A 25,112-nucleotide genomic window follows, 5' to 3' on the forward strand; every position below is an offset into this window, starting at 1 on the left:
ACTTGAGCCTTGGTAAAGATCAGACTTAAAAGAGCAGGAAGAAAAAAATTGCCGGTATACCAGATTGTCGCATCTGATGCGCGCTCACCGAGAGATGGCAAATTTCTTGAAGTAATCGGGACCTATCAGCCGACAGCCAAACCGCATGCCGTAACACTCAAGAAAGACCGTGTCGAATACTGGATGGGCGTTGGTGCTCAACCGACAGCAACGGTCCGCAGCCTGATTCGTACTACCGGATTGCTGCATGAACTGAGGCTGAAAAGCAGAGGTCGCAGCGAAGCTGAAATAACCGTTGAGATGGAACAGTGGCAGGCAAGCAAGGTCGAGAGAAGCAAAAAGCGCCTTGTTGTGAAGTCACGTCGCCGTCAGGCCAAAAAAGAGGCCGAAGCAAAAGCCGCAGCAGGCAGCGAAGCCTGATTTGACGCTCACGGAACGGTAGCATGGAACTCTATCTTGCAGGTGTCATCCTCAAGCCGAAAGGGTTGGCGGGTGAGGTGAAGGTGGAACCGGTTACCGATTTCCCTGAAAGCTTTCTCTCCCGCAAGGAGTATTACGCAGGCAGATCCGCTGACGCAGTTGATCGGTTGACCGTTCATAAAGCCTCCCTTGGAGGCGGATTTGCGTGGGTGTTCTTTGACGGAATTGACACAAGGGAGAAAGCCGAAGCACTGGCAGGAGTGCATCTCTATGTTGATGAGGATCAGCTTCTGCCGCAGCCGGAAAACCGGGCATATATTCATGAGCTGATAGGGCTCAAAGTTCTTGATCGTAATCGAAACGAGGTTGGTACCGTAACCGATATTCTTGCGATGCCTGCCCATGAGGTTTATGAAGTAGAGGTTGGTAAAAGAAAGATTCTGATACCGGCCATTGAAGAGTTTGTTGAAGAGATCAGTGTTCGTGATAAGTTTATGGTTGTGCCGAGATTCGACGAATTTCTGTGATTGTCGTGTTGGTCTCTGAAACGTTTGATGAACTGTTCCAAGACGTTGGATGCAATGAGGATTGATGTGATTTCCGTCATTCCGGGGTTTTTCGATTCAGTGCTTGATAATGGATTGTTAAGTATCGCCCGGAAAAAACAGTATGCGGATATACACATTCATAACCTGCATGATTACGGACTGGGCAGGTATCGGCAGGTTGATGATTCTCCCTTCGGAGGGGGTGCAGGAATGGTTCTTCGTCCTGAACCGGTATTCTCCTGTATAGAGGCACTGCAGGCCGAAAGAGCGTATGATGAGGTGATTTTTCTGACACCTGACGGGAAGCTGTTTGAGCAGTCTCTGGCAAACAGGCTTTCAGGGATGCAGAATCTGATTATTCTTTGCGGCCACTACAAGGCGGTAGATGAACGGATACGCCAGAAGCTCATCACCATGGAGATCTCGATTGGCGATGTTGTTCTTTCAGGGGGTGAGATACCCGCGCTGCTGCTCATGGACGCTGTGCTCAGGGTTATACCGGGAGTTCTTGGAGACAGTGAATCGGCTTTGACCGACTCTTTTCAGAATGGGCTTCTTGACTGTGTCTATTACACCCGACCGGCTGAATTCAGGGGGATGAAGGTTCCCGATATACTGATGTCCGGTCATCACAGCAAAATAGAGCAGTGGAGAGGTGAAAATGCTCTTGAAAGAACCAGAACACGCAGGCCCGATCTTTTAGGTCGTGAATGATTTTAGGAATTGAAGAAAAAAATAACGTAAATAGTTGTCGAAAATGGATCAGTTAATTCAGTTAGTTGAAGCCACCCAGGCCGTTACCGATTTTCCGCATATTCAGCCGGGTGATACCGTCAGAATACAGTTGAAGGTTATTGAAGGCGAAAAGGAGAGGCTTCAGGCTTTTGAGGGTGTTGTTATCAGCGATCGCGGAGCCGGTGGTTCCAAAACCATCACGGTTCGCAAGATCTCTCATGGAGTTGGTGTTGAAAGGATCATTCCTGTTAACTCACCCAATATTGAGAGCGTGACCGTGCTCAAGCACGGCAAGGCAAGAAGAGCAAAACTTTTCTACCTGCGCAAGCGTACCGGCAAAGCTGCACTCAAAGTAAAAGAGCGCAAGGTTGTAGAGAAAGCCTGATTTTCTTTTCGACAATCCGGCAGCACAACCGATGCTGCCGGATTTTTCTCCTGCACACTCCTGACGGCTATAACCGTGATGCAGGTCGGCGATGCGCAGTGACCTCAACTCTATACTTGCCCCTGATTCCTCTTCAGCGCAATTTATTTACATCCAGATGATGCAGATTGGCGACTATCATCTCTACTCACTCGATGTACAGGACTTTGCTCTTGACGGCGGTGCCATGTTCGGTGTTGTGCCGAAAGTCATGTGGGAAAAGTTTGCTCCTGCCGATCATCTCAACCGCATAAATCTCAAGGCAAGAGTCCTTCTTATTGCAGGTAAAGGCCGCCATATTCTTGTAGATACCGGCATGGGAACCGCCTGGCCGGACAAACTCCGGTCGATTTATGCCCTTTCGGATTGCCGGCTTCAGGCGGAACTGAAGGCTGTTGGTCTGGAAATTACGAGCATCACAGATGTCATCTACACCCATTTGCACTTCGATCATGTCGGTGGAGCTTTCCGGCAGGGTGCCGACAAGCTTGAGCCGCTCTTTCCTGATGCCCGCCACTATGTTCAGAGAGAGAATTACCTTTCAGCGCTTAAGCCCAACCCGAAGGAGAGAGTCAGTTACTCCTCTGCTTTCATTGAGGCGTTCGGAAGGCTCTCCGGACTGGAGCTGCTTGACGGACCCCGGGTACTATTTCCAGGCATCGAGCTCTTTTCAAGCAATGGTCATACAAAAGGCCAGCAGCTGGTAAGGGTGAGCGGTGCTGAAGGGAGTTTAGTGCATACTGCCGATCTCATCCCTTCCTCGGCACATCTGCCCTCTTCATGGGTTATGGGATACGATATCGAACCGCTTACCGTTATCGAAGAGAAAACTGCACTGCTTCATCACGCCTCTGAAGAACGGGAGATGCTTTTCTTCGGCCATGATCCCTCTCATCAGGCGGCAACGCTCAGACGCGATGATAAAGGAGCCGTTGTAGTCGACAAGTTTATTGACCTCTAACAGAACAGTTCGTTCCTGCTTTGATTGTATTGCATCAGCAACAGATAGAAGGTTTTCGCGAGAAGATATTTGATTTCTACCGCACCAACCGAAGATCATTTCCCTGGCGGGAGACCACAGATCGCTACGCCGTCATGGTCAGCGAAATCATGCTTCAGCAGACGCAGGCCGACCGGGTTGCTGAAAAATTCAGGGTCTGGATGGAGCGTTTTCCCGATACGGAAACCCTTGCGCTCTCCTCACTCAGGGATGTGCTTGCTCTCTGGAGCGGCCTTGGCTACAACTCCCGGGGCCAGAGGCTCCAGCTCTCTGCCCGGTTGATCATGGAGCGTTTCGACGGTATTGTGCCTTCCACACCGGATCAGCTTAAATCTCTGCCCGGTATCGGGGAGTATACCTCTCGCTCCATTCCGGTTTTTGCCGATAATCTTGATGTTGCAGCTGTTGATACCAACATCCGAAGAATCATCATGCACGAGTTTACCCTTCCTGAAGATACCCGGAAAGCCGCGATACAGGTTGCTGCAGAGCAGCTCCTGCCGCATGGCCGCAGCCGTGAGTGGCATAATGCCCTCATGGATTACGGTTCTCTGGCGCTGACCAGCCGCAGATCCGGAATCCGCCCGATTAGCCGGCAGTCAAAGTTTCAGGGGTCAAAGCGATGGTATCGGGGACGCCTCATAAGGGAGCTTGTCCAGCGTGAGGGGATCTTTCTTGAAGAGATTGAGGAGAAATACCGTTCCTGCCCGTGGGATATGGGTGAAATCATCGCTGACCTCGTGCGCGAAGGGCTGGTGGAAGAGCAGGGTGGAACCATGCTGAAAATCCGGGAGAAGTGAATTGTCGGGGCGAGAGGGGGGAAGCTAAACTGCCAGGTTTATTCTTGAATCTTCTATAGGTCCTATAGGTCTTATGGGTCCTATAGGTCTTATGGGTCCTATAGGACTTATAAAAGATTTAAGAGGTTGCTTCGGGGTTAAGGTGCACCTTACTCCTGTTATTTCACTCACTCGGTGTTGTAAACAGCGTTGAGGGCGTTGTAGACCTTGTCGATTTCAGCCGCGAACTTTGTTGTGATCGCTTTACGCTTGAGTTTCAGGGTAGGAGTCATATGACCGTTCTCAACGGTGAAGGCATCGTCAATCAGAAGGAACTTGCGAACTTTTTCATGCGTGGCAAGCTGACGTGAAATGGTGCGCATCAGCTTGTCATAAATCTGTATGACACTCTTGCTCTCAATCAACTCCTTGTTTGTAGCGGCCTGAATTCCCTCGCTGGAAGCGTACTCCATGAGTTTTTCAAAATCAGGCACGATCAGTGCGATCAGAAATGGCCTTTTTTCACCGATGACGATGACCTGATCAACAAAAGGGCTTTCGGAAATAAGATTTTCAATGGGGAGGGGAGCGATATTCTTGCCGCCGGAGGTGACAATGATATGTTTTTTGCGGTCAGTGATTTTCAGATAGCCATCCTTGTCGATCTCACCGATATCGCCGGTACAGAACCAGCCATCCCTGATCACCTCCCGTGTAGCCTCTTCATCTTTCCAGTATCCCTTCATGATGTTCGGGCCCTTGAGCAGAATCTCGCCATCTTCGGCAATTTTAACCGTGACATTGTTTACTGCAGGTCCGACTGTCCCGTACTTGATTTTTTCAGGGCGGTTGACATGGGTTACCGGTGAGGTCTCAGTCAGGCCGAATCCCTCAAGAATGGAGATCTCAAGAGCCTGGAAAAACTCACCGATTTTCTGCGGCAGGGCGGCTCCACCGGAGACAAAATAGCGCAACCGTCCTCCGAATTTGTGTTTTATTTTCTCGTAGACCAGCTTTTCGGCAAGGGTATGCTGCAGGGAAAGAAGAGCGGTTACCCTCCCTTTTTCATTGAGCTGCCGGTGGTATTTTTCTCCCGTCTGAACTGCCCAGTAGAATATCTTCTGCTTTATGGCGTTTTGGGATGAGATTTGCTTGATGATACTCATTTTTATGCGGTCAAAAAGCCTCGGAACCGTAAAGATGATCGTTGGCCGGGCTTCAGCCATGTTCATTGATATGGTTTCAATGCTCTCGGCCAGATAGATGCTCGCTCCGCAGGAGAAGAGCAGATAGTATCCTCCGGTGCGCTCATAGGCATGCGAGAGTGGCAGGAAGGAGAGACCGCAGTCGGATTCATCAAGCCGGATGATTGAAGAGCAGGATTTAATATTTTCACAGAGGTTCCGATGGGTGAGCATAACCCCTTTTGGCAGTCCAGTTGTGCCTGAGGTATAAATGATGGTTGCAACATCATCAGGCTCCACAGGGGCAGCTTCAAGAAACCAGGGCTTCTCTTCAAGTACCCGTTTACCTTCCTCTTTTGCCTGGTTAAGGTCAATGACATCTTCAACGTTCTCTTCCAGACGGTTCATGACAATCACAAGGCATAATTCCGGCAGGTTCTGCCAGATAGAGATGATTTTGCCAAGCTGGAGCATGTTGGATACAACGACTGCTTTTGCACTGCAGTTGTTGAGAATATATTCGATCTGGTTTGGCGGAAGGGAGGGGTAGAGAGGTACATCAATGGCACCGATGTTCAGGATAGCCATATCGGCAAGGTACCAGCCGGGCCGGTTTTCAGACAGAATGGCGACACGGTCTTTTGGTGAAATGCCGTTGTTTTTCAGGAATGCGGAGAAGTGGTGGACATCCTCTTCAAACTCCCGATACGAGATGGGCTCATAGACCCCATTCACCTTTCTTGCTATCGGAAATTTTGACTCCTGACCCCTGTAATGGGTAAATACAGAGGTAAAGAGTTCCGGCAATGTCTGGAAGTCAGGATTGATAAGTCCCATCTTTTAGAGCGTTTTACGTATGGAAGAAAACCTTTAAGGGAAAACAGCCTGTTGTTCTGAACAGCTGCATCGAGTCAGAGCCGGTTGTGGCCCGCCTCCCGGTAGTTGAGGCTGAATTGTTGTCTACCTCATGATTGAATAAATATTTAACAATCAATTACTATCTTTGCAAATGGTGAAATGAGTTTCAACTCTTTTTTTAGCACAGTTTCCAGGTTTTTCATGCAGAATCAAAAAAAATCCGGTTCATCCTGGACTGGTTATGCCGGTCTTTGTCTCGGTATTTTACTGATTGCCTATCTTTTCAGTCAGGTTGATCTCCAGGGAGCTGTTGAGCGTATTTCACTTATCGGTTTTTCCTCACTCTTTATTCTTCTGCCCTATCTCGGGCTCCATGTGCTGGAATCCATTGCCTGGTTCATGCTCTTTCCCGGGAGCACTGTCCCAATATCGTTTTTCAAACTCCTGAAAATACAACTGATTGCTGAAACGGTCTCCATGACCCTTCCCGCCGGAGTGGCGGTCGGTGAGCCCCTTCGTCCGTTTCTCTGTTTCAGGTTTATGGGTATTCCGATTCCGTCCGGAGTTGCCAGTGTTGCCGTTCGCAAACTCATGCTTGGTGTTGCCCAGGGGATCTATACGGTCTTCTGTGCAGTAGCGGGGTTTTCCTTTCTTCAGACCGTCTCCTTCAACATGCTCGGTTTCGGCGGACTCGGTTATATCATGATCGGCACCGGCATAGGCGTTTTTCTGATATTTCTTACCCTTCTTCTGCTTCTTCTCAATGGCAGGGCGGCTCAAAAACTGCACGCAATCCTGATGTGTATCCCTTTTCAAAAGGTTAAAACATGGCTTCTTTCAAAGGAGTCAGGATTTCTTGATACCGATGTTGAGCTGAAGAGTTTCACCGGGCCTTTTGCAAGGAGGCTTATACCGATTATGCTTATCTATGTGCTTGCCTGGTTCATGCTTGCCATTGAGAGCTATATTATCCTGACGCTTCTGGGTGTCAAGATCTCGTTTTTTCAGGTGCTGGCAATAGACGCTTCACTTACCATGCTGCGTGTACTCTTTTTTTTCGTACCTTCGGGGCTTGGAGTACAGGATCTCGGCTACATCGCGTTTTTTCAGGCGCTCGGAATGCATGATTTTCTGGCCTATGGCGGGGCATTTGTGCTGCTGAGGCGTTGCAAGGAACTCCTTTGGTACGCATTCGGTTACGGGATCATGTTTTATTCAGGGGTTCATCTGCAAGATGCTGAACAAGTCAGTAACAAAAAGTCATGAGGAAAAAAGTACTATTTATATGCGGCTCCATGAATCAGACCACCCAGATGCATCAGATTGCCGGGTGGATGAAGGATTATGACCAGTATTTTTCACCCTTTTTCAGTGATGGTCTGCTCGGTACAGCCAGTGATATGGGGCTTCTTGAGTTTACCATCATGGGCCGCAAGCGTTCTGACCGTACCCTTGATTATCTGCGTGCTCACGAACTTCAGCTTGATATTGGCGGATATCGGCATGCCTATGATCTGGTTCTGACCTGTACAGATCTTATTGTTCCGAAGCATATCCGACGCCGCAAAATCGTGCTGGTCCAGGAGGGTATGACCGAACCGGAAACCACGCTCTACCATCTTGCCAGAAACTTTCAATGGATACCCCGATGGGTTGCCGGAACAGCGACAACCGGCTTGTCTGACGCCTATGAAAAGTTCTGTGTTGCCAGTGAAGGGTACCGTGATCTTTTTATTCGCAAAGGGGTAAATCCGGCTAAAATCGAGGTTACAAGCATACCGAATTTCGATAATTGTGCCCAGTACCTTCAGAATGATTTTAAGCATCACGATTACGTCCTTGTCTGTACCTCGGATAATCGGGAAACATTTATATATGAGAACCGCCCGAAAAATATCCAGAAGTATCTTGACATGGCTGACGGCAGCCAGCTTTTGTTCAAGCTCCATCCCAATGAAAATGTTGAACGAGCCAGAAGGGAGATAGAACTTCATGCTCCTGAGAGCCTGGTTTTCAGTGAAGGACGGACGGAGGAGATGATAGCCAATTCACGAATGATGATTGCACAGTTTTCATCAACGATCTTTGTCGGTTCTGCCCTGAACAAGGTTGTTCATTGCGGTCTTGATCCAGCCGAGTTGAAACGGCTTACGCCGCTGCAGAACAGATCTGCGGCAAAAATGATTGCTGATGTCTGCCGCACGGTGCTGGATGGATGAGGAGGTTTCAGATAGAAGAGATGATAACAGGCGCCCAAAATTTTTAAAGCCACTATGCATACCGTAGCCATCATTCCTGCAAGAGGCGGTTCGAAAGGTCTCAAAAACAAGAATATCTACCCGGTTGCAGGCAAACCCCTGCTTGCCTGGACTATTCTGCAGGCACACTCTTCGAAGCGTATTGACAGGGTCTTTGTTTCAACGGACAACCCGGAGATCGCCGCTGTTGCAAGAGAGTACGGAGCAGAGGTGATTGAGCGGCCACAGGAACTTTCGGGCGACAAGGCGAGCAGTGAGTCGGCTGTTCTGCATGCTGTCGGGGTTATTGAGGCTGATTATGGTCTCTCAATCAACACCATCGTCTTTCTGCAGGCAACCTCACCCCTTAGAAATTCCGGAGACATTGACCGGGCGGTGGAGCTCTTCGAGCGTGATGGCGCAGACTCCCTGATTTCGGTAACCAGAGCCGATGACCTCACCATCTGGGAATCGAGGGAGGGGAAGTGGAGCAGCCTTAACTTTGATTATCGTAATCGAGGCATGCGCCAGGATCGTCCTGCACAGTTTATAGAGAATGGATCGATCTATATCTTCACTCCCGAAACACTTAAAACCTTCAACAACCGGATTGGTGCCCGCCTCAGTGCCTATGAAATGGAGTTCTGGCAGACCTGGGAGATTGATACTATCGAGGAAATAGATTTAATTGAGTTTTACCTATACAAAAAAAACCTGGCAGGCCAGGTGGCAGACCTGAAAAACCCATAGACTCCTGTTGTTATGAATTTCTTTTTATCCACCGATCTGGTCATCGGGGTGAACGAAGCCTTGAACCTCAATGAGCATCTTGCAGCGCTTGCGGTGCAGAAGCCCGGTATTATCTACGATGCCAATCTTGCCGGGAATCTCTATTTTCAGGATGTCCTGAAGAACCTGACCACAGGGTACAAAAACTCGGTACTCTACTGCAACGAATTCGGAGGGGAGCCGACCTATGCCCATCTTGAAAATGTGGCAGAGTTTTTCCGCGGCAATGTCCCTGATGGAATTATTGCCATAGGCGGAGGCAGTACGCTTGATCTGGGCAAAGGGGTGGCTCTCCTCCTGACCAATCAGGTTCCGGCACTTTCGCTCAAGGGATTCCCGAAAGGGGTCAACGACCCCCTGCCGCTGGTAACGGTTCCCTCTCTGCTTGGAAGTGGTGCAGAGGTCAGCTTTAATGCCGTCTTTATTGATGAGGCGGAGGGGCGCAAACTCGGCATAAACAGCCGGAAGAATTTCCCCAAAAAAGCGGTTATTGATCCCGCTCTCTCCATGACCGCTCCGATGGAGAGTGTTATTGCCTCGGCCATGGACAGCCTTGTTCACTGTGTTGACAGTTTCGGTTCAGTCAAGCATACCGCCCTGAGCAGGATTTTTTCTGTTGAGGGTTTCCAGCGAACCTTTTATGCCCTCCAGCAGGGCCAGCTTGACCGGGCTGAGTCGCGCCTTGACCTTGCCATCGGGAGTGTTTGCGGAACCGTTGCCCTCATGAACTCGGGAGATGGTCCGACCAACGGTTTCGCCTACTATCTCGGAGTCAGGAACAAGGTTCCTCACGGGCTTGCCGGTGCGATCTTCCTCAAGGAGGTCATGCGTTACAATCATAATCACGGCTATGAGAAGTATGCACTGCTCAACCCCATGCGCAGCTCACCGTCACCCTCTGAGGCAACTGCCGAGCTGCTTGAAGAGATGGATGAACTCTACCGCCAGCTCAGCATTCCTACACTTGTCCCTTACGGATACGGGAAGAGCAATGCCGCCGATTTTGCCCACCATGCATCCGAAGCCCTTAAAGGCTCCTTCTCGGGCAATCCGGTTGAGTTTACCGAAGAGTCGGCAAGATCTGTAGTTTTTCAATTAACCTAAAGGAGTGGAATAGAGTATGGCTGGTGCAGAACTAATCGGTCGGGAGGAGCTGGCCGAAATTCAGGAACTTTTCAGCAGGGAAAAGGTCAACCTCTACCGTTATGGTGGAGGCAATTACAAGGCCCGGGAGTTTGAGGAGAAATTTGCTGCATGGATGGGGGTAAAGTATGCTCACGCGGTATCCTCCGGAACGGCAGCAATACACTGTGCGCTTGCAGGCGCCGGAATTGCTCCAGGCGATGAGGTTATCACAACCGCATGGACCTTTATTGCGCCAATAGAGGCAATCAGTGCGCTCGGGGCTGTGCCGGTGCCGGTTGAGCTTGATGAGACCTATCATCTTGATCCGCTTGAGGTCGAGAAGGCCATCACTCCGGCAACAAAAGCTGTTGTTGCCATTCCCATGTGGGCTTCACCGAAAATGGATGAAATTTCGGCAATCTGCCGCAAGCACAACCTTATCCTGATTGAGGATGCGGCGCAGGCGCTTGGAGCGTCATACAAGGGGCGCAAACTCGGCACCATAGGCAGCGTAGCCTCCTTCTCATTTGATGCAGGCAAAACCCTCCATACAGGAGAGGGCGGCATCATTGTCACCAATGACAAGGAGATCTACGACCGTGCAGCAGAGTTTTCCGACCATGGCCACATGCATCTTCCCGGTCTGCCGAGAGGCAAGGATCCGAGACGTTCCAAAGGGCTCAATTTGCGTCTCAGCGAGGTAACAGCGGCTATCGGTCTGGCACAGCTTGCCAAAATCGATATGATTCTCTCGAAATCGCGGGAGAACAAGCAGAAAATCAAGGATGGAATCCGCCATCTTCAGAACATTACACTCCGTCCGTTCAGTGATGAAGCGGGATCACAGGGCGATACCCTTATTTTCAGGGTGAGGGACCGCGAGGCTGCGCTGCAGCTTGAAGCACATCTCCTGGAGCATGGTTTCGGTACAAAGATCCTTCCGGAAGCACTTGACTGGCATTTCGCCGGTGTCTGGGGCCACCTGCTTGGAGAGTATGACCGCTATCGTGATGCTGATCTTGAAACACTCTGGCCGAAAACAGGCACCATGCTGCGCAGCAGTATCTGCCTCAACATTCCGGTGCTGATTGATGAACCGACCATTGAAAAACTGGTCCAGGCCATTATTTCAGGAGCAGAGAAGATCGGATAACAGAGAGGGGAAAAGACCAAAACAAAAAAGCCTGCGTTCTGTGCAGGCTTTTTTGTTTCTGGAGGCGAAGAGCGGATTCGAACCGCTGTACAAGGTTTTGCAGACCTCTGCCTGACCACTCGGCCACTTCGCCGTTACAGGAATGACAAAGGTAAGAAAAACTTCTTGTTTTGCAAACTGATACCCGGTTATTTGGAGGCGTCACCTCTGCGTTGACTCTTTCTCCTCACTTCGGGGTGATAAGGCGGATAGATGCCGGAAAATGAGGAAACTCTTCAGCCCGGGAGGATGTTTGTTCTCTGAGAAAGGCTTTGCTAAATAAAGTATTGCACGGGTAGTGATCCACACTATCGGGCGGTGAACAGATAAACAAAACAGGAGTGTTATTATGGCTATCATGAAAACAGTGATGTTAATAGTTGCGGGTATCATAACGCTTTCCGGTTGCTCGGCTTCCTACAAGGGTGATATCAAAAGCTCCAACAGTTCTGAATCCGCAAATAACCGAACCTCTCTGGTGAGTTATACCGGATCAACCCCATCAGGAAGTGCTCTTTATAAATAAGCTCCCGGTTCTCCTCTCGAAAAAGCCCCGCAAAACAGTTCGGGGCTTTTTATTTTTGCGTTATCCCCTCTATTTTTCTCTCCATGCAGGTTTTCGCGACTCTTCAGCACTATATTTTCATGAAAAAGAGGGAATGTAATCACAACTGTCCATACGAACTTTACCAGTCGGTACATCGAGATCGCTCATGACATCAATTTTCATTGTTTCAATCCTTCTGCTTCTGCTGCTTCTGCTGCTTTTTGTGGCTTACAGAGTTGTTCGTGACGCTCCATTGAAAGCCGAACTGCAACGTCTGCGCCTTGTTGAAGAGGATGCCGCCCGAAGAGCGAACCAGCTTGCCATGAAATCCTCCGAGCTTGAAGCGGCTAACATCCGGTTTGCACGGCTTGAATCTGATCTGGACAATGAACGGCGGAGTGCCGCTGAAAAAACAGCGCTTATGCAGGAGTCGGAAGTTCGCCTGAAAAGTGAGTTTGAACATCTCTCGAACAGGATATTCGAGGAACGTGGACGGGCTTTCGGCCAGGAGAACCGTGAGCGTCTTGAGACGCTTTTACAGCCGCTCCGCGAGCAGCTTGATGCATTTCGCAAGCGGGTTGATGAGGTGCACTCTTCCGATACCGAACTGTCGGGACGCCTGATCGAACAGGTTCGTCAGCTCCAGGAGCTGAGCGGTCGGGTGAGCGATGAGGCCAACACACTGGCAAAGGCGATCAAGGGGGACTCAAAAACGCAGGGAGACTGGGGTGAGTTGATTATCGAACGGATATTTGAAGCTTCCGGTCTTGAAAAAGGGCGTGAGTATGTGGTGCAGGAGAGCTTTCGACAGGAGGATGGTCAGTTGAAACGACCCGATTTTCTGGTTATGCTTCCCGGCAACAAAGCGGTGATTGTCGATTCAAAAGTCTCCCTTACGGCGTACGAGCGATACTGCGCGCTTGATGACGAGCCGCAACGGGCTCAGGCACTCAGGGAGCATACACAATCGGTGCTTCGTCATATCGCCGAACTTCAATCAAAGGAGTACAGCGCTCTTGGCGGTAACCGGACACTTGATTTTGTTATCATGTGTATTCCCCTCGAACCCGCATGGCAGGCTGTGATGAAGGCTGACCCGGAGCTGATGTATGGTCTTGCCGGAAAGAACGTTGTGTTGTGCGGTCCGGCCACACTGATGATAACGCTCAAGCTCATTGCCCAGATCTGGCGTCGGGAGAACGAGAACCGTAACGCCGAGCTTATTGCGGAAAAAGCTGGCAGAATCTACGATCAGGTCCTGCTTGTGCTTGAGGCAGTAATGGATGGACGAAAAAAGCTCTCAGCACTCTCGGACTCCTTTGACCTTGCTCTCAAGCGGCTGAAAGAGGGGAGGGGTAATCTTGTCGGAAGGGTGGAGGAGATCCGGAAGCTTGGAGCAAAGGTCACTCGCCAGATACCTTCAGAGCTTGCGGTCGATGCTGAAACTGAAAGAGAAAACCGTGATGAAGAGAGCCGCTGACAGTCTTTTATGGCCTTGAGTCGTCATAAGCCTGGATATCACGGGCAATAATCGGCCCCATGCTGTTCATGGCTGTTTTAAGATCATAGTCCATCTGCAGGCCAAACCAGAACTGCGGAGGGGTTCCGAAATAGCGGGCAAGCCGCAACGAGGTCTCTGCGGTGATGCTTCGTTTTCCTGCGATGATTTCGTTAATGCGCCATACAGGAATATGGATATCCTCGGCTATCCGGCCTTCAGTCAGATTCATGGGAGTAATGTACTCCTCAAACAGAACCGTTCCGGGATGAAGCGGCAACATTATTTTGTCATTCATGGCTGAAAATTCCTCATGGTAAACCTGCATTGGACATCATGGAAGCGTAGAGGCAGATTACCATTATTTTATCGATTTCGCTGTTTTTATTCTTCTCTTTCCGCTTTTTGCCCCTCCTCTTTTCTTATAAACTCCAGGCACGGCAAGATCATGACCGGGTAACCGGTCAATAGTCATTTCCTTTTGCGGTATCCACTACCCGTCGCGATGATCTGATCGGGAGGAGGTAATTGCTGTTGGAAAGCGGTGAAGTGAAAAATCCGTAACCGCCTGTTTACAGTATTCTTACAGGCGTTGATGCATTGAATGGAACTTTTTTTAGCTTGTGCTTTACGGCAAACAGCGCTTTGCCGGGAGTGTGGTATTCGACAGCCTCCGTCTCCTTGATTGAACTATAGACGCCCTTATGCCGAGTCCCTCAACATCTTCTGCCATAAGTATATTCAGCGCGAGCGGTGTCAGTACGGTTGATCCGCTGCTCAATGAAGATCATGTGAAATGGCGTGCCGGATCCAGCGGTGTTGTATCGCTCTCCTACAGCTTTCCCTGGATCGATGGAGCAACAGCCTATTGGCAGAGTGATTACTCCAGAACAAACGAACCGGATGCATCATCGCATTTCGCTCTGACGGCAACCCAGATTGCTGCCGCGGGCAGTGTGTTTCAGTTATGGGCCGCAGTTGCCAATCTCTCCTTCACACAGGTTGCTGATACCGCAGGAAGTGTCGGTGACTTTCGTCTGGCATTTTCCTCCGCCGTAAGCGGATCCTGGGGATGGTGCTATTATCCGGATGACTACTGGGCCTCGGCCGCCGATGTCTGGATCAATCCCGCTTATGCCACCGGCAGTTCGTGGACGAACAGCTCCTTCAACTACTACTCACTGATTCATGAAATCGGTCATGGACTTGGTCTGAAACACCCGGGAAACTACTCCGGAACCAGCTCTTCCGGGCCCTATCTTCCTGCAAATCTTGATTACAGGCTCTATTCGGTTATGTCCTATAACGACTGGCATAAATGGTATGTGGATGCCAGTCAAACCATTGCCGTACTTCCTGAAACCCCTATGGTGTATGATATTGCCGCTATCCAGTATCTGTACGGGGCAAACAACAGCTACCAGACCGGTAACAATACCTACACCTTCGATCCCGCGGTTCCCTTTTACAAAACCATCTGGGATGCCGGAGGGACCGACACCATTGATATTTCGAACTTCACGACCGATTGCACGGTTGATCTGAGAGCGGGGAGCTACTCCTCACTTCACTACGTCAACAGGGGAAATTCGTCGAATTATGACGGTTCAAATAACCTTGGCATTGCTTTCGGAGTCACGCTTGAAAATGTCAAGGGAGGTACCGGCAGTGACACCATTACCGGTAACAGTGCGGCCAACACCATAACGGGCGGTGGAGGCAACGATACCATCAATGGCGGTGATGGATCGGATACAGCAATCTTCAGCGGTAACAGCAGTGACTATACCATCACCTATGATGCCTCAAGCGGAGTGTACACCATTACGGACAAGAGAGCCGGAGGTGAAGGCTCGGATCATCTGAGCGGCGTTGAACACTTCCAGTTTGCCGATACAACGCAGATCAATACCAACATTCCGACGGTTACCCTTTTCAGCCCCAATGACGGGGCGGTGGATGTCGGTCTTTCGGATGATATTGTCATCACCTTCAATGAAACGATACAGAAGGGAACCGGCAGTGCTGCTATTCATATCAATTCAGCGACAGGGACTCTTTTTGAAGCGGCCTATGAGATTTCGACAAGCTCAAACCTTGCGGTTTCCGGGAGCCGCCTTACGATAAACCCGACCTCATCGTTTGCATCCGGCACGCACTACTATGTTACCCTGGATGGCGGAGTGGTCAGGGACAGTGACGGAAACAGCTCCGAGGGCATTCAGACCTATGACTTTACTACAGCAAATCCCTATGTTGAGAGTGCGGCTGAAAGTTCCGGTTCCGGCTCGGGTGGAGCTGCTGTCGTCGCCGGGGTTGCCTCAATCGGCATTCTTGCCTGGGTCATACTCTAACAATAACTGCACGTAAGAGATGAAACAGTCGGTACACTCACTCAAGTTGTTCGGACTCTATATGAATCTGCTTGGCGCAGCCCTTATCGTGGTACCGAATCTCCTGCTCTCACTCTTCGGGATAGCGCCGACCTCGGAGGTCTGGGTCCGGGTTGCGGGCGTTCTTGTTTTCAATCTCGGTATCTACTACCGCTTTGCCCTGAAAAATCCTGACAAAGCCTTTATTCAGGCCTCGATTTATGCCCGAATGTTTGTACTGGCTGCATTTATTGCCTTTATTCTCTTCGGGTTCGCCACTCCCGTTTTTCTGCTCTTTGGTGCTGTAGATGCTGCCGGAGCGCTCTGGACCTGGATAGCCCTGAGAGGAGAAGAGAGAGAAGAAAGTGGACTCAGTGGACAGGGAAATGGTGGACAGAAGTGGACGTAGTGGAGAGGATTGAAACGATTTTGAGTTTTTGAATGACGAGGAAGATTATTGACCACGAAACACACGAAATCTCACAAAAAGAAGAGGTTGAAAAATTTTTAATGCTTGATTTTGGATTAAAAACAAGATAGTAAGGGCTTTTTTCTTAAAACGGCAGAGATGTCTCTCTTTGTTCGACATGACACCTTGCAGCGCGATTCCTGATTGTAAATTATTTTTCGTCCTTGTAGTCCCTGATATCCTTATTGTCCTTGCTTATTTTATCAGTTTCATGCTCTTATGACCATCCGCTTTATCCATACGGCTGACCTTCATCTCGGCAAAACCTATCGAACCGCATCCGCCGAGTCTCTGCGGTATGAAGATTTTTTTGTCATGCTTGATTCCATTGTGAAGCATGCCATTGATGAAGCTGTTGATTTTGTCCTGATTGCGGGTGACCTTTTCCACACCGGTCAGATACTCCCGCGCACCTTCGCCCGCACCATCGAGAGCCTTCAGCCCCTGAAGGAGGCCTCTATACCCTGTATTGCAGTTGAAGGAAACCATGACTGGATCCATCGCCGTGAGAGCATCTCCTGGATGGAGGCGCTCTCGGAGATGGGCTATATCCGCCTTCTTCGACCATCCCGGACCGAATCGGGCGGATACCGGTTTGAACCCTTCAGGAGTGAAGAGGGGATCGGAGGCTACATCGAAATAAAGGGGTTACATATCTACGGGCTCGGTTATATCGGTACACAGGCGGGCAGCCATGTTGAGCGTATCTGTGAATCGATTGCCACAACCGGAAATATCCTTCTCTTTCATGTCGGTATCTGGAGCTACTCTCCGGTGGAAATCGGCAACATGAAGCCCGAAGAGGCGCTGCCGCTCTCGGCAAAATTTGATTATGTCGCTCTTGGTCATGGACACAAGCCCTATGTTGTCGAGCGTGCTGATGGTCAGCCCTATGCCTATAATCCGGGCTCCCCTGAGTGTGTGAACTTCGGTGAAGAGCGGTTCGACAAGGGATATTACCTTGTTACCGTCGATGAAGGCATCTATCGGCACGAATTCCGTCAAACCTCTCCCCGGCCTATGATGGTGACCACCATCAATCTGGATGGAGCTGAAAATGCAGATGAAGCGCTTCGGCGTCTTTCAGAAGCGATACGCCCGAAACTTTTCAGGGGAGTTGATGACCGCAAGCTGCTTCTTGAGCTGAAATTGACCGGACGGGTCCGTTTTCATCCTTTTGAGCTTGGCAGGGAGCGGTTGCGCCTTCTGCTTGATGAACTCTGTCACCCTCTGCATGTCGAGATTAAAAACCATCTCTCACTCTTCACCAGGGAGGGAGGTCAGGAGCGGGAGCAGAAACATCTGGGGGAGATTGAAAAAGAGGTGGTTCGGGAGTTGATCACTGCCCGAAGCGAGTTCAAGGGAAGAGAGGAGGAGCTGCTCAGGCTTGCTCTTGCCATCAGGGATCAGGTAATGAAGGGGGAGTGTGAGGGGGACGATCTTCTTGGTATGCTCACGGCACCACAAAATCATCAATAAAAGATATGGGCACCTCTATTAATTGTCGTGAGCGGTTTGAAGATTTTTGAACCACGAAACAGACGAAATTACAAGAAATTATGCACAAAAAAACCATCAAGCTGTTCTTTTCGTCCTTGTAGTCCCTACAGTCCTTGTTGTCCTTGTTCTCTTTTCAGAGCACCGCCCAACGAAGCAATCAAATCGCGGAATAAATTAATAGAGATGCCAAGATGCAGATACTTTCCATACATCTCACTGACATAAAATCACATCGTGATACGGAACTCTCTTTTTCGTCAGGGATCAATGTGCTGTCGGGAGCAAACGGATCAGGCAAGAGTACCGTTTTTGAAGCGATAGGCTATGCGCTGTTTGGTGTCGATGCCCGTGACTTCGTCTCCAATGTTGATCGTTTCATTTCAATAGGTTCGAAAAGGGGAAGAATTTCAGTCACCTTCAAAAGTGATGATGGCCGGGAGTGGCAGGTGAGCAGAACGGTAGGCCCCGCATCAAAATGGCTGCTGGCAGAACGCAAGGGCGACACCTTTGAAGTTGAGGAACATTCGGGGATTGCCGAGACCGAAACCCGTATTGCCCAGCTGCTCGGGCTTCTCAATGGACGTTCTCTTTCCGAGCAGTTCAAGCTGGTTATCGGTCCCTTCCAGAACGATTTTCTCGGTCCTTTCATTATCCGTCAACCGACAAAACGCCAGGAGGCGTTCGATGAGATTCTTGGTATCGATACCTGGAGAAAAACGTACAAAGGAACTGCCTCGCTGCTTGCGCTTGTGCAGGAGAAGGTGAAAATTCTTGAGGTAGAGGTTGAGGGGCTTGAAGGTGTAGTGGCAATTCTTCCGGAAAAAGAGGCGGAGTTTGCTGCTACAGGAGCGCATGTTGAAGTGCAACAGCGTGTTTTGGCCGAAAGGAGTGCGGCGCTCTTTGATCTTGAAGCTCTCCTGAAAGATTTTGAGAGCAGGCAAAAGAGCATAACCACACTCGCCACTCAAATTCAGCTTCTTGAGGGGCGTATCCGGGACGGAGGGGAGAAGATCGCCACCCAGAAGCAGCGAGTCGATGAGGCGCTTCATGCCTTTGCTCTTGTTGAGGCCTCCCGATCAGGCAAGGAGTCCTTTGAGCAGGCCGAAGAGCAGCTGAGCGAACTTCGTAACATGGAGCTGATGCGAAGGGCGATTGAGCAGGATATTGCCAAGCTGGAGGTAAAAGCCCGCCTGCTCTCACAAGCGCTTGATCATGAAGAGCAGGAGATCGCAAAGGTTGATCGGGAGCAGGCGCTTGAAGATCGTCTTATTGGACAGACAAGGGAGGATATTCTGCTCAATAGCGCAAGCTTCACTGCTGCAGAGCAGCTTCAGGAGCGACGAAATGCAGCTGACCGGCTCAGGGCAGAGCGCTCGCTCCTGGAAGGCCGACGTATTGCCCTTGTTGAGGGAGAGGATACTCTGGCGGAAGGAATCTGCCCTTTCTTTCAGGAGCAGTGCCTGAATGTTGCCGGTCTTGCACCGGCTGATCACTTTTCCATGAAAATCGGCGATCTCGACCGGGCTATGGCCGATTTTGACCGCCGGATCGGTGATGCCGCCCGAAAGGTCGCGGAGGCTGAAGATGCTGAAAAGGAGCAGCATGCAAACCGGGTACGGTTACAGGAACTTGACCGCCGGGCTGCCGCCCTTGAGGAGGGGCGCCGCAGAAATCATGAACGGTTTGAACGGCTTGAAGCCAGCAGGGAGGAACACTCCCGGGTGGCTGCGGAGGCGGCTCTCCGGCAGAACGATCTCCAGCGGTTCTCCTCTCTTGATGCAGAAATCGAAAGATGTGAAGGGGAGCGAAAGCGGTTTCAGGCTGATCGTGACACCTATACCGCACAGCTCAAAGATGCCCTTGATCTTGATAATCGGCGTCAAACGCTTGGCCTGTGGGAGCGGGGACTCCGGGATTTGCAGCAGGAGCTTGCTGCATTTACCGATGAGCTTGCAGAGCTGCGTTTGCACTATGAAGCAGCAAAACCTCAAGAGCTGCATGCCGCAAAAGAGCAGCTTCTCATTGATGTGGCAACCTCTCGCCAGCAGATTGAGGAGAGCGGAAGAACCCTTGAACGACTCGGCAAAGAGATTGATGAGCTCAAGAAGCATCAGCTTGTGATGGCAGAAAAGCGGGTGTTGATCAGCACATTCCAGGAAAAAGAGCGGCTGGTCAGGTTTTTGCGAAACCAGGTATTCCGGAGTGTCTCGGCGCAGCTGTCCGACCGGTTTCGGGAGGAGATAACTCTTCATGCCGATCGTATTTACCGAACCATTGCCGAGTCTGATGAAGAGCTCTGCTGGGGAGATAACTATCAGATAATCCTTCGGGATATGGATGCCGGTGTTCTCCGGGAGCGAAGCGATGACCAGTTGTCCGGCGGGCAGACCATGAGCGCCGTCGTTGCTCTTCGGCTTGCGCTTCTCCAGACGATAGGGGCAAGAGTTGCATTTTTTGATGAACCGACCTCCAACCTTGATCTATCCCGCCGCGAGAACCTTGCAAAGGCTTTTCGCGCCATTGAAGTTGGTCGTGAAGAGGTGACTGAACATTGGTATGATCAGCTCTTTCTCATCAGTCACGATGTGGCGTTCACTGAAATTACCAATCAGATGATACCGATCGGTGAGTGAGGGGTTGCACGTCTCTATTCAATGTACCAACGCATCGAAACAAGGCACAGTTATCCCTGCGTGAGGGCCGTGTAGAGAAAATAGAGTCCTGTACCGAGCAGCACAAGTCCGAAGAACCGCTTTACCTGCTTTATCGATCCTGAACCGGAGGTCCAGTTCAGGTAGCGCTGTACCAGATGAGTCATTGTGCCGGCAGCAGCGATTACTGCGGCGTGACCGATACCAAAGGCGGCAATCAGCAGCACAGCTTCAAGCCAGCTCTTTGCCCCGATGGTGAAGACAACCCCGAGCACCGGGGCAAGAAAGGCGAAGGTGCAGGGGCCGAGTCCGATACCGAAGAGAAGTCCGAGGAGAAAAGCGCCCCGCAATCCTCCGCGCGGTTCATCTGCCAGTGGAATCCTTTTCCACTTCAAGGGGAGCAGCTCCATGAGGTAGAGCCCCATCAGCATAAAGAGAAGGGCAATAACATAGTTACCCCAATTGCCGGTATCTCCGAGCATCATGCCCATTGACGCGGTTATCAACCCGATCAAGGCAATGGTGAAGAGCGTGCCAACAGCAAAAGAGAGGGCAAGCCAGAGTGACCGCTTTGTTTTTATCTCCCCGTGACTGCTTATATAACCGATGATCAAAGGGATTCCCGAAAGATGGCAGGGGCTGAGCAGTACACTCAGTACCCCCCAGATGAACGAGGCGAAAAGCGCGAGGCCGTAACTTTTCTCGAGGGCAAACGTAAGTTCTGAAAAGAGAGTTTCAACCATGGTCACCCCTTTTAAGTTGTTCCGCGCTTTGGTTACGTCGTTGGTCGATACTTGAAACCCTCTCCCGGCCCTGACTTTGTCGGGAGAGCGCTACCAATATTGAGGTGCCACCATCTCTCTTCAATTGGAGGTCAGCGGTTTCAATCCCTGTTTTTCAAGAAGCTGATTGATCGATGCTTCCGGAAAAAAACCCGAATGACGGAAAAACTCCTTTCCGCTACTGTCGAGAAAAACCTGTGTAGGGATTATCCGAATGGCATACTGTTTGGCGTACGGGTGATTTTCTGTTTTCCAGACGTCATAAAAGATGATTTTGAGCTGTGCACCGTATCGCGCCTGAACGGCCTCCATTACCGGCTGCATTTTTCGGCAGGGGATGCATTTTATGGAGCCGAGTTCAATAAAGGTGACCTGTGCCGGTGATGAGGAGCTGATTGCATACTCCCGGGGTTTGGTCCGGCTTTCAGTGGCGGCAGTGCTCCGGTTTTCTGCAAAAGCAGGAGCTGAAAAAAGAAAAAGGCAGAATCCTCCGAGCAAAGCGTACATGGTAAAAGCTTTTCGGGTGTATCCTTTGTTGCGGTCAACATACATGGCATCTCTTGTCTTGGCGTTATCATCAGGGGTCTTGATTGGCCCCTCTTCTCCTTCAAAAATTGCAATACAATCAGCTATCTATATCTCTCCTCTGCAATGATGAGGTTGTGCCGAGAGAGGAACAGCGTGACCGTTCTCGGTTGCAGCAAGAGTGAGGGGATTTGATCCAGCAGGGTATCATCATTAATAGTACATCACGGCGTAGTAAAGGTTTTTTTTGATCTCGTTAATGACAAACTGGTAACTTTTTTTGTTTTTCCACCAGACAAACGGGCGCCACCACTCCGGCTTTGTTGAAACAAGAATGAACCTTTTTGAGCTGCCTTTAAACGCCTTGCTCCATGTCTGGTGAAGCCGAAGCATGTGAGGCGGATCGCTGACGACAATGGCACTCTTCCACCCTTTTTTCTCCATGGTGTCCGCAGCATTTACAGCCTCTTCCCATGTTGTCGTCGATTGCGTGTCCACCCTGATTGCTTTTTTTGGCACGCCAAGCTTTATCATACGCCGTTCACGCCAGTTGGGATGAGCCGGACGATAAAAGCGTTCATCTATTCCGGTCAGGATAACATGCGAGGCATATCCTGAATTGTAGAGTTCAGCACCTTTACGGACACGGAGGCCACTGTCTCCTCCAAGCACAATGATAACATCTGTTTTTTCAGGATTGCCGGCATAGAGTGATACCAGAAAGCCGAGAGTTAAAAATATGGCAGAAGCGGCACCGCAAACAGAAAGAAGAGCAAAGAGTGTCAGTTTTAGAAAGAGTTTCATGGAATGGAGTGCGGGTTTTTTTGTCCTGCCAGGCAGATGCCTGATTATTTGGCAAATGATCACGTATCGTGACTCAGCAGCATGGCTTTTCAGCGCTTTCTGAACCAATAATAATCATTTTTTGAAATCTTGCCTCAGAATGGCTGATTGGTGACCGCAATAACTTGAAGGCGAGCTGAATAGTATTTCAAATGAGGTATATGGTTTCAGGGCCGAATGATTTTCTTTCAATCCGCCTTGTCCGAATTGAAATTCGGAAATATTTTACTCAATTTCGGTATATTGTTGAGACAGGGTATGCTCTGAAACGCCTATGTTCTTTGGTTATAATGTATTGATTAGTCTCAGTAACTCTTTTTGCGGGTTAGCGCTTCCAGAAGTAAAGTTACCTTCTCATCCTTTTTTGATACTTTATCGGTACTTTTTTTTTAACAACATGGTATTGTTATCCGATATTATGCTCTGAAAGCTGATGCATCGCCGCCTGATTTCAGGATGCCTTCAACGGAAGGGAAGCTTCTCATAATGACGGTTACAGTACACTCATCTCATAAATACATGAGTGAACAGAGCCAAAAGTGCCCGAAGCTTGATCGGAACCATAGTCCGAAATACGAGCAAATTTTCAGTAAGGCCATTATTGATCCTTTTCCGGGTTCATTTACCATCAACGATGCAAACGGCAGGATTGTCTGGTGGAACGCCTATTATCGTGATGTAATTCTCGGGTTACCGGAAAGCGAACTGGCAGGTTATGAAGCAATGAAGGTTTTTCATCCGGATGACCGAGCCCTTGCTTTCGAGAAAATGAGCAATATTCTGGCTCATGGTGTAGAGGAGACCGCCGAAGGTCGGGTGCTTCTGCACGGCGGACCGGAGTATCAATGGAGGATGCTTTCGGGGAGCCGGATCATGATCGAGGGTGAGCCCTTTGTTGTGGCTATAGGTATTGAAATTACTGAACGGAAACGATTTGAAGCAATCAATACATTTCGACTCAATCTGCTTGACAGAGCCGAAACCAGTTCAGTCGAGACCTTGCTGAGAGCTACGCTTGAAGAGGCTGAACGTCTGACAGAGAGCAGGATTGGTTTTTGCCACTTTACCGGAGACGATCAGCTTACCCTCTCCCGGCAGGTGCTTTCAGGAAAAATGTACAGGCAGTTTCAGGCCGTTGAGGAAGAGCCCGCACATCCGCCACTCAACACTCCGGAACTCTGGGCAGATGCGCTTTTGAACAGGAGTCCGGTGGTTCTCAACAATAATGCGGGTTTACGCCATCTTTTCAAGCTGCCGGCGGGCCATCCCGACATTCAGAGAACCCTTGTTGTTCCTGTCATGCGGGGAGATACGGTGCAGGCTATAGTTGGAGTGGCTGAGAAGCCCTACGATTACGATGACAATGATGTCCGGCTTGTTGGCACACTGGCCGATTTTGCCTGGGACATTGTCGCCCGCAAGCGGGCAGAGCTTTCGGAGCAGAAAATTCAGGAAGTGCTTCTTCAGGCCCAGAAAATGGAGTTGATCGGTCAGCTCGCCGGAGGTATTGCGCATGATTTCAACAATATGCTCGGAGTTATTCTTGGTAATGTTGAACTTGCCATGCTCCATCCGGCTCTTGATCAATCGCTGCAGAACAATCTGAAGATGATTCTGAAAGCGGTTGAGCGTTCAGCCGAACTTACCACCCAGCTCCTCGCCTTTTCCCGCAAGCAGGCAGTCATGCCTGTTGTGCTCGATCTGAACACAATGGTTGAGAGAATGCTCTCCATGCTCAGGGGGCTTGTCGGTGATCAGATTACCCTGGTCTGGATACCCGAAAGTCATAATACTCCGGTAAAGATTGATCCTGTCCAGATCGATCTTATCCTTGGCAACCTTACGGTTAACGCCCGCGATGCCATTACCGGATCCGGCAAAATCAGTATTGAAACCCGTAACATTTCCGTTGACAAACAGGCGTGTGCAGCCGGTCATCCCTGCAAGCTTCCGGGCGAATATGTCATGCTTGTCCTGACCGATACGGGATCCGGAATTGCAAAAAAGGATCTCCCTCATATATTTGAACCGTTTTTTACGACCAAGGAAAAAGATCAGGGCGCCGGAATGGGGCTCTCTACGGTCTATGGTATTATAAAACAGAACAAAGGCTTTATTGACTGCCAGAGTGAGCCGGGACAGGGGACAGCCTTCAACATCTATCTGCCGAAACATCGTGGTTATGCCGATCCTGATGACTCCTCAGTGCCGCTGCCATCCGAAAGCAGGGGGAAAGAGACGGTATTGATTGTTGAAGATGAACCGGATATTCTGAGTCTCTGCAAACTGATGCTCGAGAATAACGGATATGCAGTACTTACCGCTTCAACACCATTGGAAGCGATCCGTATTACCAGACAGTATGCCGAGAAGATTCATATCCTTATGACGGATGTTATCATGCCTGAAATGAACGGGTGTGAACTCGCCAGGAAGCTTCAGTTGATTCGACCGGATATTAAAACCCTTTATATGTCCGGATACACTTCCGATATTATTGCCCAGGAGGGTGTACTTGAGGAAGGTGTCGGATTTATCAGCAAGCCCTTCTCCCTCAGTGCGCTGACGAAAAAAGTTGATGAACTGCTTAGTGGAGAGGGTTAAGCGTGTTCAATTTTTCGTTACTCCCTCCTG

At 50.0% G+C, this 25,112-nt stretch carries 22 protein-coding genes and 1 tRNA gene; 17 read left to right on the plus strand and 6 right to left on the minus strand.

All coding sequences use genetic code 11. The annotated features are described in order from the left end of the window. The first annotated feature begins 9 nt into the window (after positions 1-9). From rpsP to CFERDRAFT_RS03820, 6 genes are all read left to right on the plus strand, one after another. The gene (gene rpsP, locus CFERDRAFT_RS03795; RefSeq protein WP_006365887.1) at positions 10-420 is read left to right on the plus strand and encodes a 30S ribosomal protein S16; all 411 of its coding nucleotides are present in this window, start codon (positions 10-12) and stop codon (positions 418-420) included. Between the two features lie 23 nt (positions 421-443). Then, positions 444-947, plus strand: coding sequence for a ribosome maturation factor RimM (gene rimM / locus CFERDRAFT_RS03800; protein WP_006365888.1), 504 nt, complete (start codon positions 444-446; stop codon positions 945-947). 54 nt (positions 948-1,001) lie between these two features. Further along, positions 1,002-1,682: a tRNA (guanosine(37)-N1)-methyltransferase TrmD gene (trmD, locus tag CFERDRAFT_RS03805; RefSeq protein WP_040433061.1), complete on the plus strand. Its 681-nt coding sequence runs from the start codon at positions 1,002-1,004 to the stop codon at positions 1,680-1,682. Between the two features lie 43 nt (positions 1,683-1,725). After that, entirely contained in the window at positions 1,726-2,088 is a 363-nt protein-coding gene (gene rplS, locus CFERDRAFT_RS03810) for a 50S ribosomal protein L19 (RefSeq protein WP_006365890.1), read from the plus strand. A gap of 91 nt (positions 2,089-2,179) precedes the next feature. Next, positions 2,180-3,088: an MBL fold metallo-hydrolase gene (locus CFERDRAFT_RS03815; RefSeq protein ID WP_006365892.1), complete on the plus strand. Its 909-nt coding sequence runs from the start codon at positions 2,180-2,182 to the stop codon at positions 3,086-3,088. A gap of 20 nt (positions 3,089-3,108) precedes the next feature. Beyond that, positions 3,109-3,927, plus strand: coding sequence for an HhH-GPD family protein (locus tag CFERDRAFT_RS03820; RefSeq protein ID WP_006365894.1), 819 nt, complete (start codon positions 3,109-3,111; stop codon positions 3,925-3,927). Positions 3,928-4,094: 167 nt separating this feature from the next. Here the strand turns inward: CFERDRAFT_RS03820 and CFERDRAFT_RS03825 are convergent, their stop codons facing one another. Continuing rightward, entirely contained in the window at positions 4,095-5,927 is a 1,833-nt protein-coding gene (locus tag CFERDRAFT_RS03825; protein ID WP_006365896.1) for an AMP-dependent synthetase/ligase, read from the minus strand. Between the two features lie 222 nt (positions 5,928-6,149). On the opposite strand from CFERDRAFT_RS03825, the gene CFERDRAFT_RS03830 reads away from it, so the two are divergent. From CFERDRAFT_RS03830 to CFERDRAFT_RS03850, 5 genes are read left to right on the plus strand one after another with little or no spacing between them, the layout of a single operon-like run. Then, positions 6,150-7,214 (plus strand): lysylphosphatidylglycerol synthase domain-containing protein, encoded by a 1,065-nt coding sequence (locus CFERDRAFT_RS03830; protein WP_006365897.1) that lies wholly within the window; start codon positions 6,150-6,152, stop codon positions 7,212-7,214. After that, the gene (locus tag CFERDRAFT_RS03835; protein WP_006365898.1) at positions 7,211-8,167 is read left to right on the plus strand and encodes a hypothetical protein; all 957 of its coding nucleotides are present in this window, start codon (positions 7,211-7,213) and stop codon (positions 8,165-8,167) included. The genes CFERDRAFT_RS03830 and CFERDRAFT_RS03835 overlap by 4 nt, the downstream gene beginning before the upstream one ends. Before the next feature lie 54 nt (positions 8,168-8,221). Continuing rightward, complete coding sequence (locus CFERDRAFT_RS03840; RefSeq protein ID WP_006365899.1) at positions 8,222-8,935, plus strand: acylneuraminate cytidylyltransferase family protein; 714 nt, start codon at positions 8,222-8,224, stop codon at positions 8,933-8,935. A 12-nt stretch (positions 8,936-8,947) separates the two neighbouring features. After that, complete coding sequence (locus CFERDRAFT_RS03845) at positions 8,948-10,078, plus strand: iron-containing alcohol dehydrogenase (protein WP_006365901.1); 1,131 nt, start codon at positions 8,948-8,950, stop codon at positions 10,076-10,078. Positions 10,079-10,094: 16 nt separating this feature from the next. Beyond that, entirely contained in the window at positions 10,095-11,252 is a 1,158-nt protein-coding gene (locus CFERDRAFT_RS03850; protein ID WP_006365902.1) for a DegT/DnrJ/EryC1/StrS aminotransferase family protein, read from the plus strand. A gap of 59 nt (positions 11,253-11,311) precedes the next feature. On the opposite strand, the gene CFERDRAFT_RS03855 is transcribed toward CFERDRAFT_RS03850, so the two are convergent. Beyond that, positions 11,312-11,385, minus strand: a tRNA-Cys gene (locus tag CFERDRAFT_RS03855). A 619-nt stretch (positions 11,386-12,004) separates the two neighbouring features. On the opposite strand from CFERDRAFT_RS03855, the gene CFERDRAFT_RS03865 reads away from it, so the two are divergent. Next, the gene (locus CFERDRAFT_RS03865) at positions 12,005-13,318 is read left to right on the plus strand and encodes a DNA recombination protein RmuC (protein WP_006365903.1); all 1,314 of its coding nucleotides are present in this window, start codon (positions 12,005-12,007) and stop codon (positions 13,316-13,318) included. A 7-nt stretch (positions 13,319-13,325) separates the two neighbouring features. Here the strand turns inward: CFERDRAFT_RS03865 and CFERDRAFT_RS03870 are convergent, their stop codons facing one another. Then, positions 13,326-13,634 carry a HigA family addiction module antitoxin gene (locus CFERDRAFT_RS03870; RefSeq protein WP_006365904.1) on the minus strand — a complete coding sequence of 103 codons (309 nt, stop codon included), beginning with the start codon at positions 13,632-13,634 and terminating at the stop codon, positions 13,326-13,328. Between the two features lie 406 nt (positions 13,635-14,040). Here CFERDRAFT_RS03870 and CFERDRAFT_RS03875 point away from each other — a divergent pair, with 406 nt between their 5' ends. From CFERDRAFT_RS03875 to CFERDRAFT_RS03890, 4 genes are all read left to right on the plus strand, one after another. Continuing rightward, positions 14,041-15,690: an Ig-like domain-containing protein gene (locus tag CFERDRAFT_RS03875; RefSeq protein WP_006365905.1), complete on the plus strand. Its 1,650-nt coding sequence runs from the start codon at positions 14,041-14,043 to the stop codon at positions 15,688-15,690. 19 nt (positions 15,691-15,709) lie between these two features. Then, the gene (locus CFERDRAFT_RS03880) at positions 15,710-16,117 is read left to right on the plus strand and encodes a hypothetical protein (protein ID WP_006365906.1); all 408 of its coding nucleotides are present in this window, start codon (positions 15,710-15,712) and stop codon (positions 16,115-16,117) included. Positions 16,118-16,396: 279 nt separating this feature from the next. Continuing rightward, positions 16,397-17,656 carry a metallophosphoesterase family protein gene (locus tag CFERDRAFT_RS03885; RefSeq protein ID WP_006365907.1) on the plus strand — a complete coding sequence of 420 codons (1,260 nt, stop codon included), beginning with the start codon at positions 16,397-16,399 and terminating at the stop codon, positions 17,654-17,656. Positions 17,657-17,868: 212 nt separating this feature from the next. After that, on the plus strand, positions 17,869-20,310 hold the full coding sequence (locus tag CFERDRAFT_RS03890; RefSeq protein ID WP_006365908.1) for an AAA family ATPase: 2,442 nt from the start codon (positions 17,869-17,871) through the stop codon (positions 20,308-20,310). 50 nt (positions 20,311-20,360) lie between these two features. Here CFERDRAFT_RS03890 and CFERDRAFT_RS03895 read toward each other — a convergent pair whose 3' ends face one another. The 3 genes from CFERDRAFT_RS03895 to CFERDRAFT_RS03905 all read right to left on the minus strand — a co-directional run bounded on the left by CFERDRAFT_RS03895 (position 20,361) and on the right by CFERDRAFT_RS03905 (position 22,439). Next, the gene (locus tag CFERDRAFT_RS03895; protein WP_006365909.1) at positions 20,361-21,071 is read right to left on the minus strand and encodes a cytochrome c biogenesis CcdA family protein; all 711 of its coding nucleotides are present in this window, start codon (positions 21,069-21,071) and stop codon (positions 20,361-20,363) included. A 120-nt stretch (positions 21,072-21,191) separates the two neighbouring features. Continuing rightward, the gene (locus tag CFERDRAFT_RS11655; protein ID WP_198002391.1) at positions 21,192-21,617 is read right to left on the minus strand and encodes a thioredoxin family protein; all 426 of its coding nucleotides are present in this window, start codon (positions 21,615-21,617) and stop codon (positions 21,192-21,194) included. Between the two features lie 231 nt (positions 21,618-21,848). After that, a complete protein-coding gene (locus tag CFERDRAFT_RS03905; protein WP_006365911.1) occupies positions 21,849-22,439 on the minus strand; it encodes a YdcF family protein in 591 nt (196 codons plus the stop codon). A 558-nt stretch (positions 22,440-22,997) separates the two neighbouring features. On the opposite strand from CFERDRAFT_RS03905, the gene CFERDRAFT_RS03910 reads away from it, so the two are divergent. Further along, complete coding sequence (locus CFERDRAFT_RS03910) at positions 22,998-25,082, plus strand: GAF domain-containing protein (RefSeq protein WP_198002392.1); 2,085 nt, start codon at positions 22,998-23,000, stop codon at positions 25,080-25,082. Positions 25,083-25,112 lie beyond the last annotated feature (30 nt).

Origin of the sequence: Chlorobium ferrooxidans DSM 13031, from assembly GCF_000168715.1 — a bacterium.
Classification (GTDB): Bacteria; Bacteroidota; Chlorobiia; order Chlorobiales; family Chlorobiaceae; genus Chlorobium; species Chlorobium ferrooxidans.

Bases quoted from the DNA above. Each gene is read 5' to 3' on its own strand.
- CFERDRAFT_RS03865 (WP_006365903.1), top strand. From the start codon at position 12,005: ATGACATCAATTTTCATTGTTTCAATCCTTCTGCTTCTGCTGCTTCTG.
- CFERDRAFT_RS03885 (WP_006365907.1), top strand. From the start codon at position 16,397: ATGACCATCCGCTTTATCCATACGGCTGACCTTCATCTCGGCAAAACC.
- CFERDRAFT_RS03905 (WP_006365911.1), bottom strand. From the start codon at position 22,439: ATGAAACTCTTTCTAAAACTGACACTCTTTGCTCTTCTTTCTGTTTGC.
- CFERDRAFT_RS03845 (WP_006365901.1), top strand. From the start codon at position 8,948: ATGAATTTCTTTTTATCCACCGATCTGGTCATCGGGGTGAACGAAGCC.
- rimM (WP_006365888.1), top strand. From the start codon at position 444: ATGGAACTCTATCTTGCAGGTGTCATCCTCAAGCCGAAAGGGTTGGCG.
- trmD (WP_040433061.1), top strand. From the start codon at position 1,002: ATGAGGATTGATGTGATTTCCGTCATTCCGGGGTTTTTCGATTCAGTG.
- CFERDRAFT_RS03890 (WP_006365908.1), top strand. From the start codon at position 17,869: ATGCAGATACTTTCCATACATCTCACTGACATAAAATCACATCGTGAT.
- CFERDRAFT_RS03895 (WP_006365909.1), bottom strand. From the start codon at position 21,071: ATGGTTGAAACTCTCTTTTCAGAACTTACGTTTGCCCTCGAGAAAAGT.
- CFERDRAFT_RS03875 (WP_006365905.1), top strand. From the start codon at position 14,041: ATGCCGAGTCCCTCAACATCTTCTGCCATAAGTATATTCAGCGCGAGC.
- rplS (WP_006365890.1), top strand. From the start codon at position 1,726: ATGGATCAGTTAATTCAGTTAGTTGAAGCCACCCAGGCCGTTACCGAT.
- CFERDRAFT_RS03835 (WP_006365898.1), top strand. From the start codon at position 7,211: ATGAGGAAAAAAGTACTATTTATATGCGGCTCCATGAATCAGACCACC.
- CFERDRAFT_RS03880 (WP_006365906.1), top strand. From the start codon at position 15,710: ATGAAACAGTCGGTACACTCACTCAAGTTGTTCGGACTCTATATGAAT.
- CFERDRAFT_RS03870 (WP_006365904.1), bottom strand. From the start codon at position 13,634: ATGAATGACAAAATAATGTTGCCGCTTCATCCCGGAACGGTTCTGTTT.
- CFERDRAFT_RS03840 (WP_006365899.1), top strand. From the start codon at position 8,222: ATGCATACCGTAGCCATCATTCCTGCAAGAGGCGGTTCGAAAGGTCTC.
- CFERDRAFT_RS03910 (WP_198002392.1), top strand. From the start codon at position 22,998: ATGAGTGAACAGAGCCAAAAGTGCCCGAAGCTTGATCGGAACCATAGT.
- CFERDRAFT_RS03825 (WP_006365896.1), bottom strand. From the start codon at position 5,927: ATGGGACTTATCAATCCTGACTTCCAGACATTGCCGGAACTCTTTACC.
- CFERDRAFT_RS03830 (WP_006365897.1), top strand. From the start codon at position 6,150: ATGCAGAATCAAAAAAAATCCGGTTCATCCTGGACTGGTTATGCCGGT.
- CFERDRAFT_RS11655 (WP_198002391.1), bottom strand. From the start codon at position 21,617: ATGTACGCTTTGCTCGGAGGATTCTGCCTTTTTCTTTTTTCAGCTCCT.
- CFERDRAFT_RS03815 (WP_006365892.1), top strand. From the start codon at position 2,180: ATGCGCAGTGACCTCAACTCTATACTTGCCCCTGATTCCTCTTCAGCG.
- CFERDRAFT_RS03850 (WP_006365902.1), top strand. From the start codon at position 10,095: ATGGCTGGTGCAGAACTAATCGGTCGGGAGGAGCTGGCCGAAATTCAG.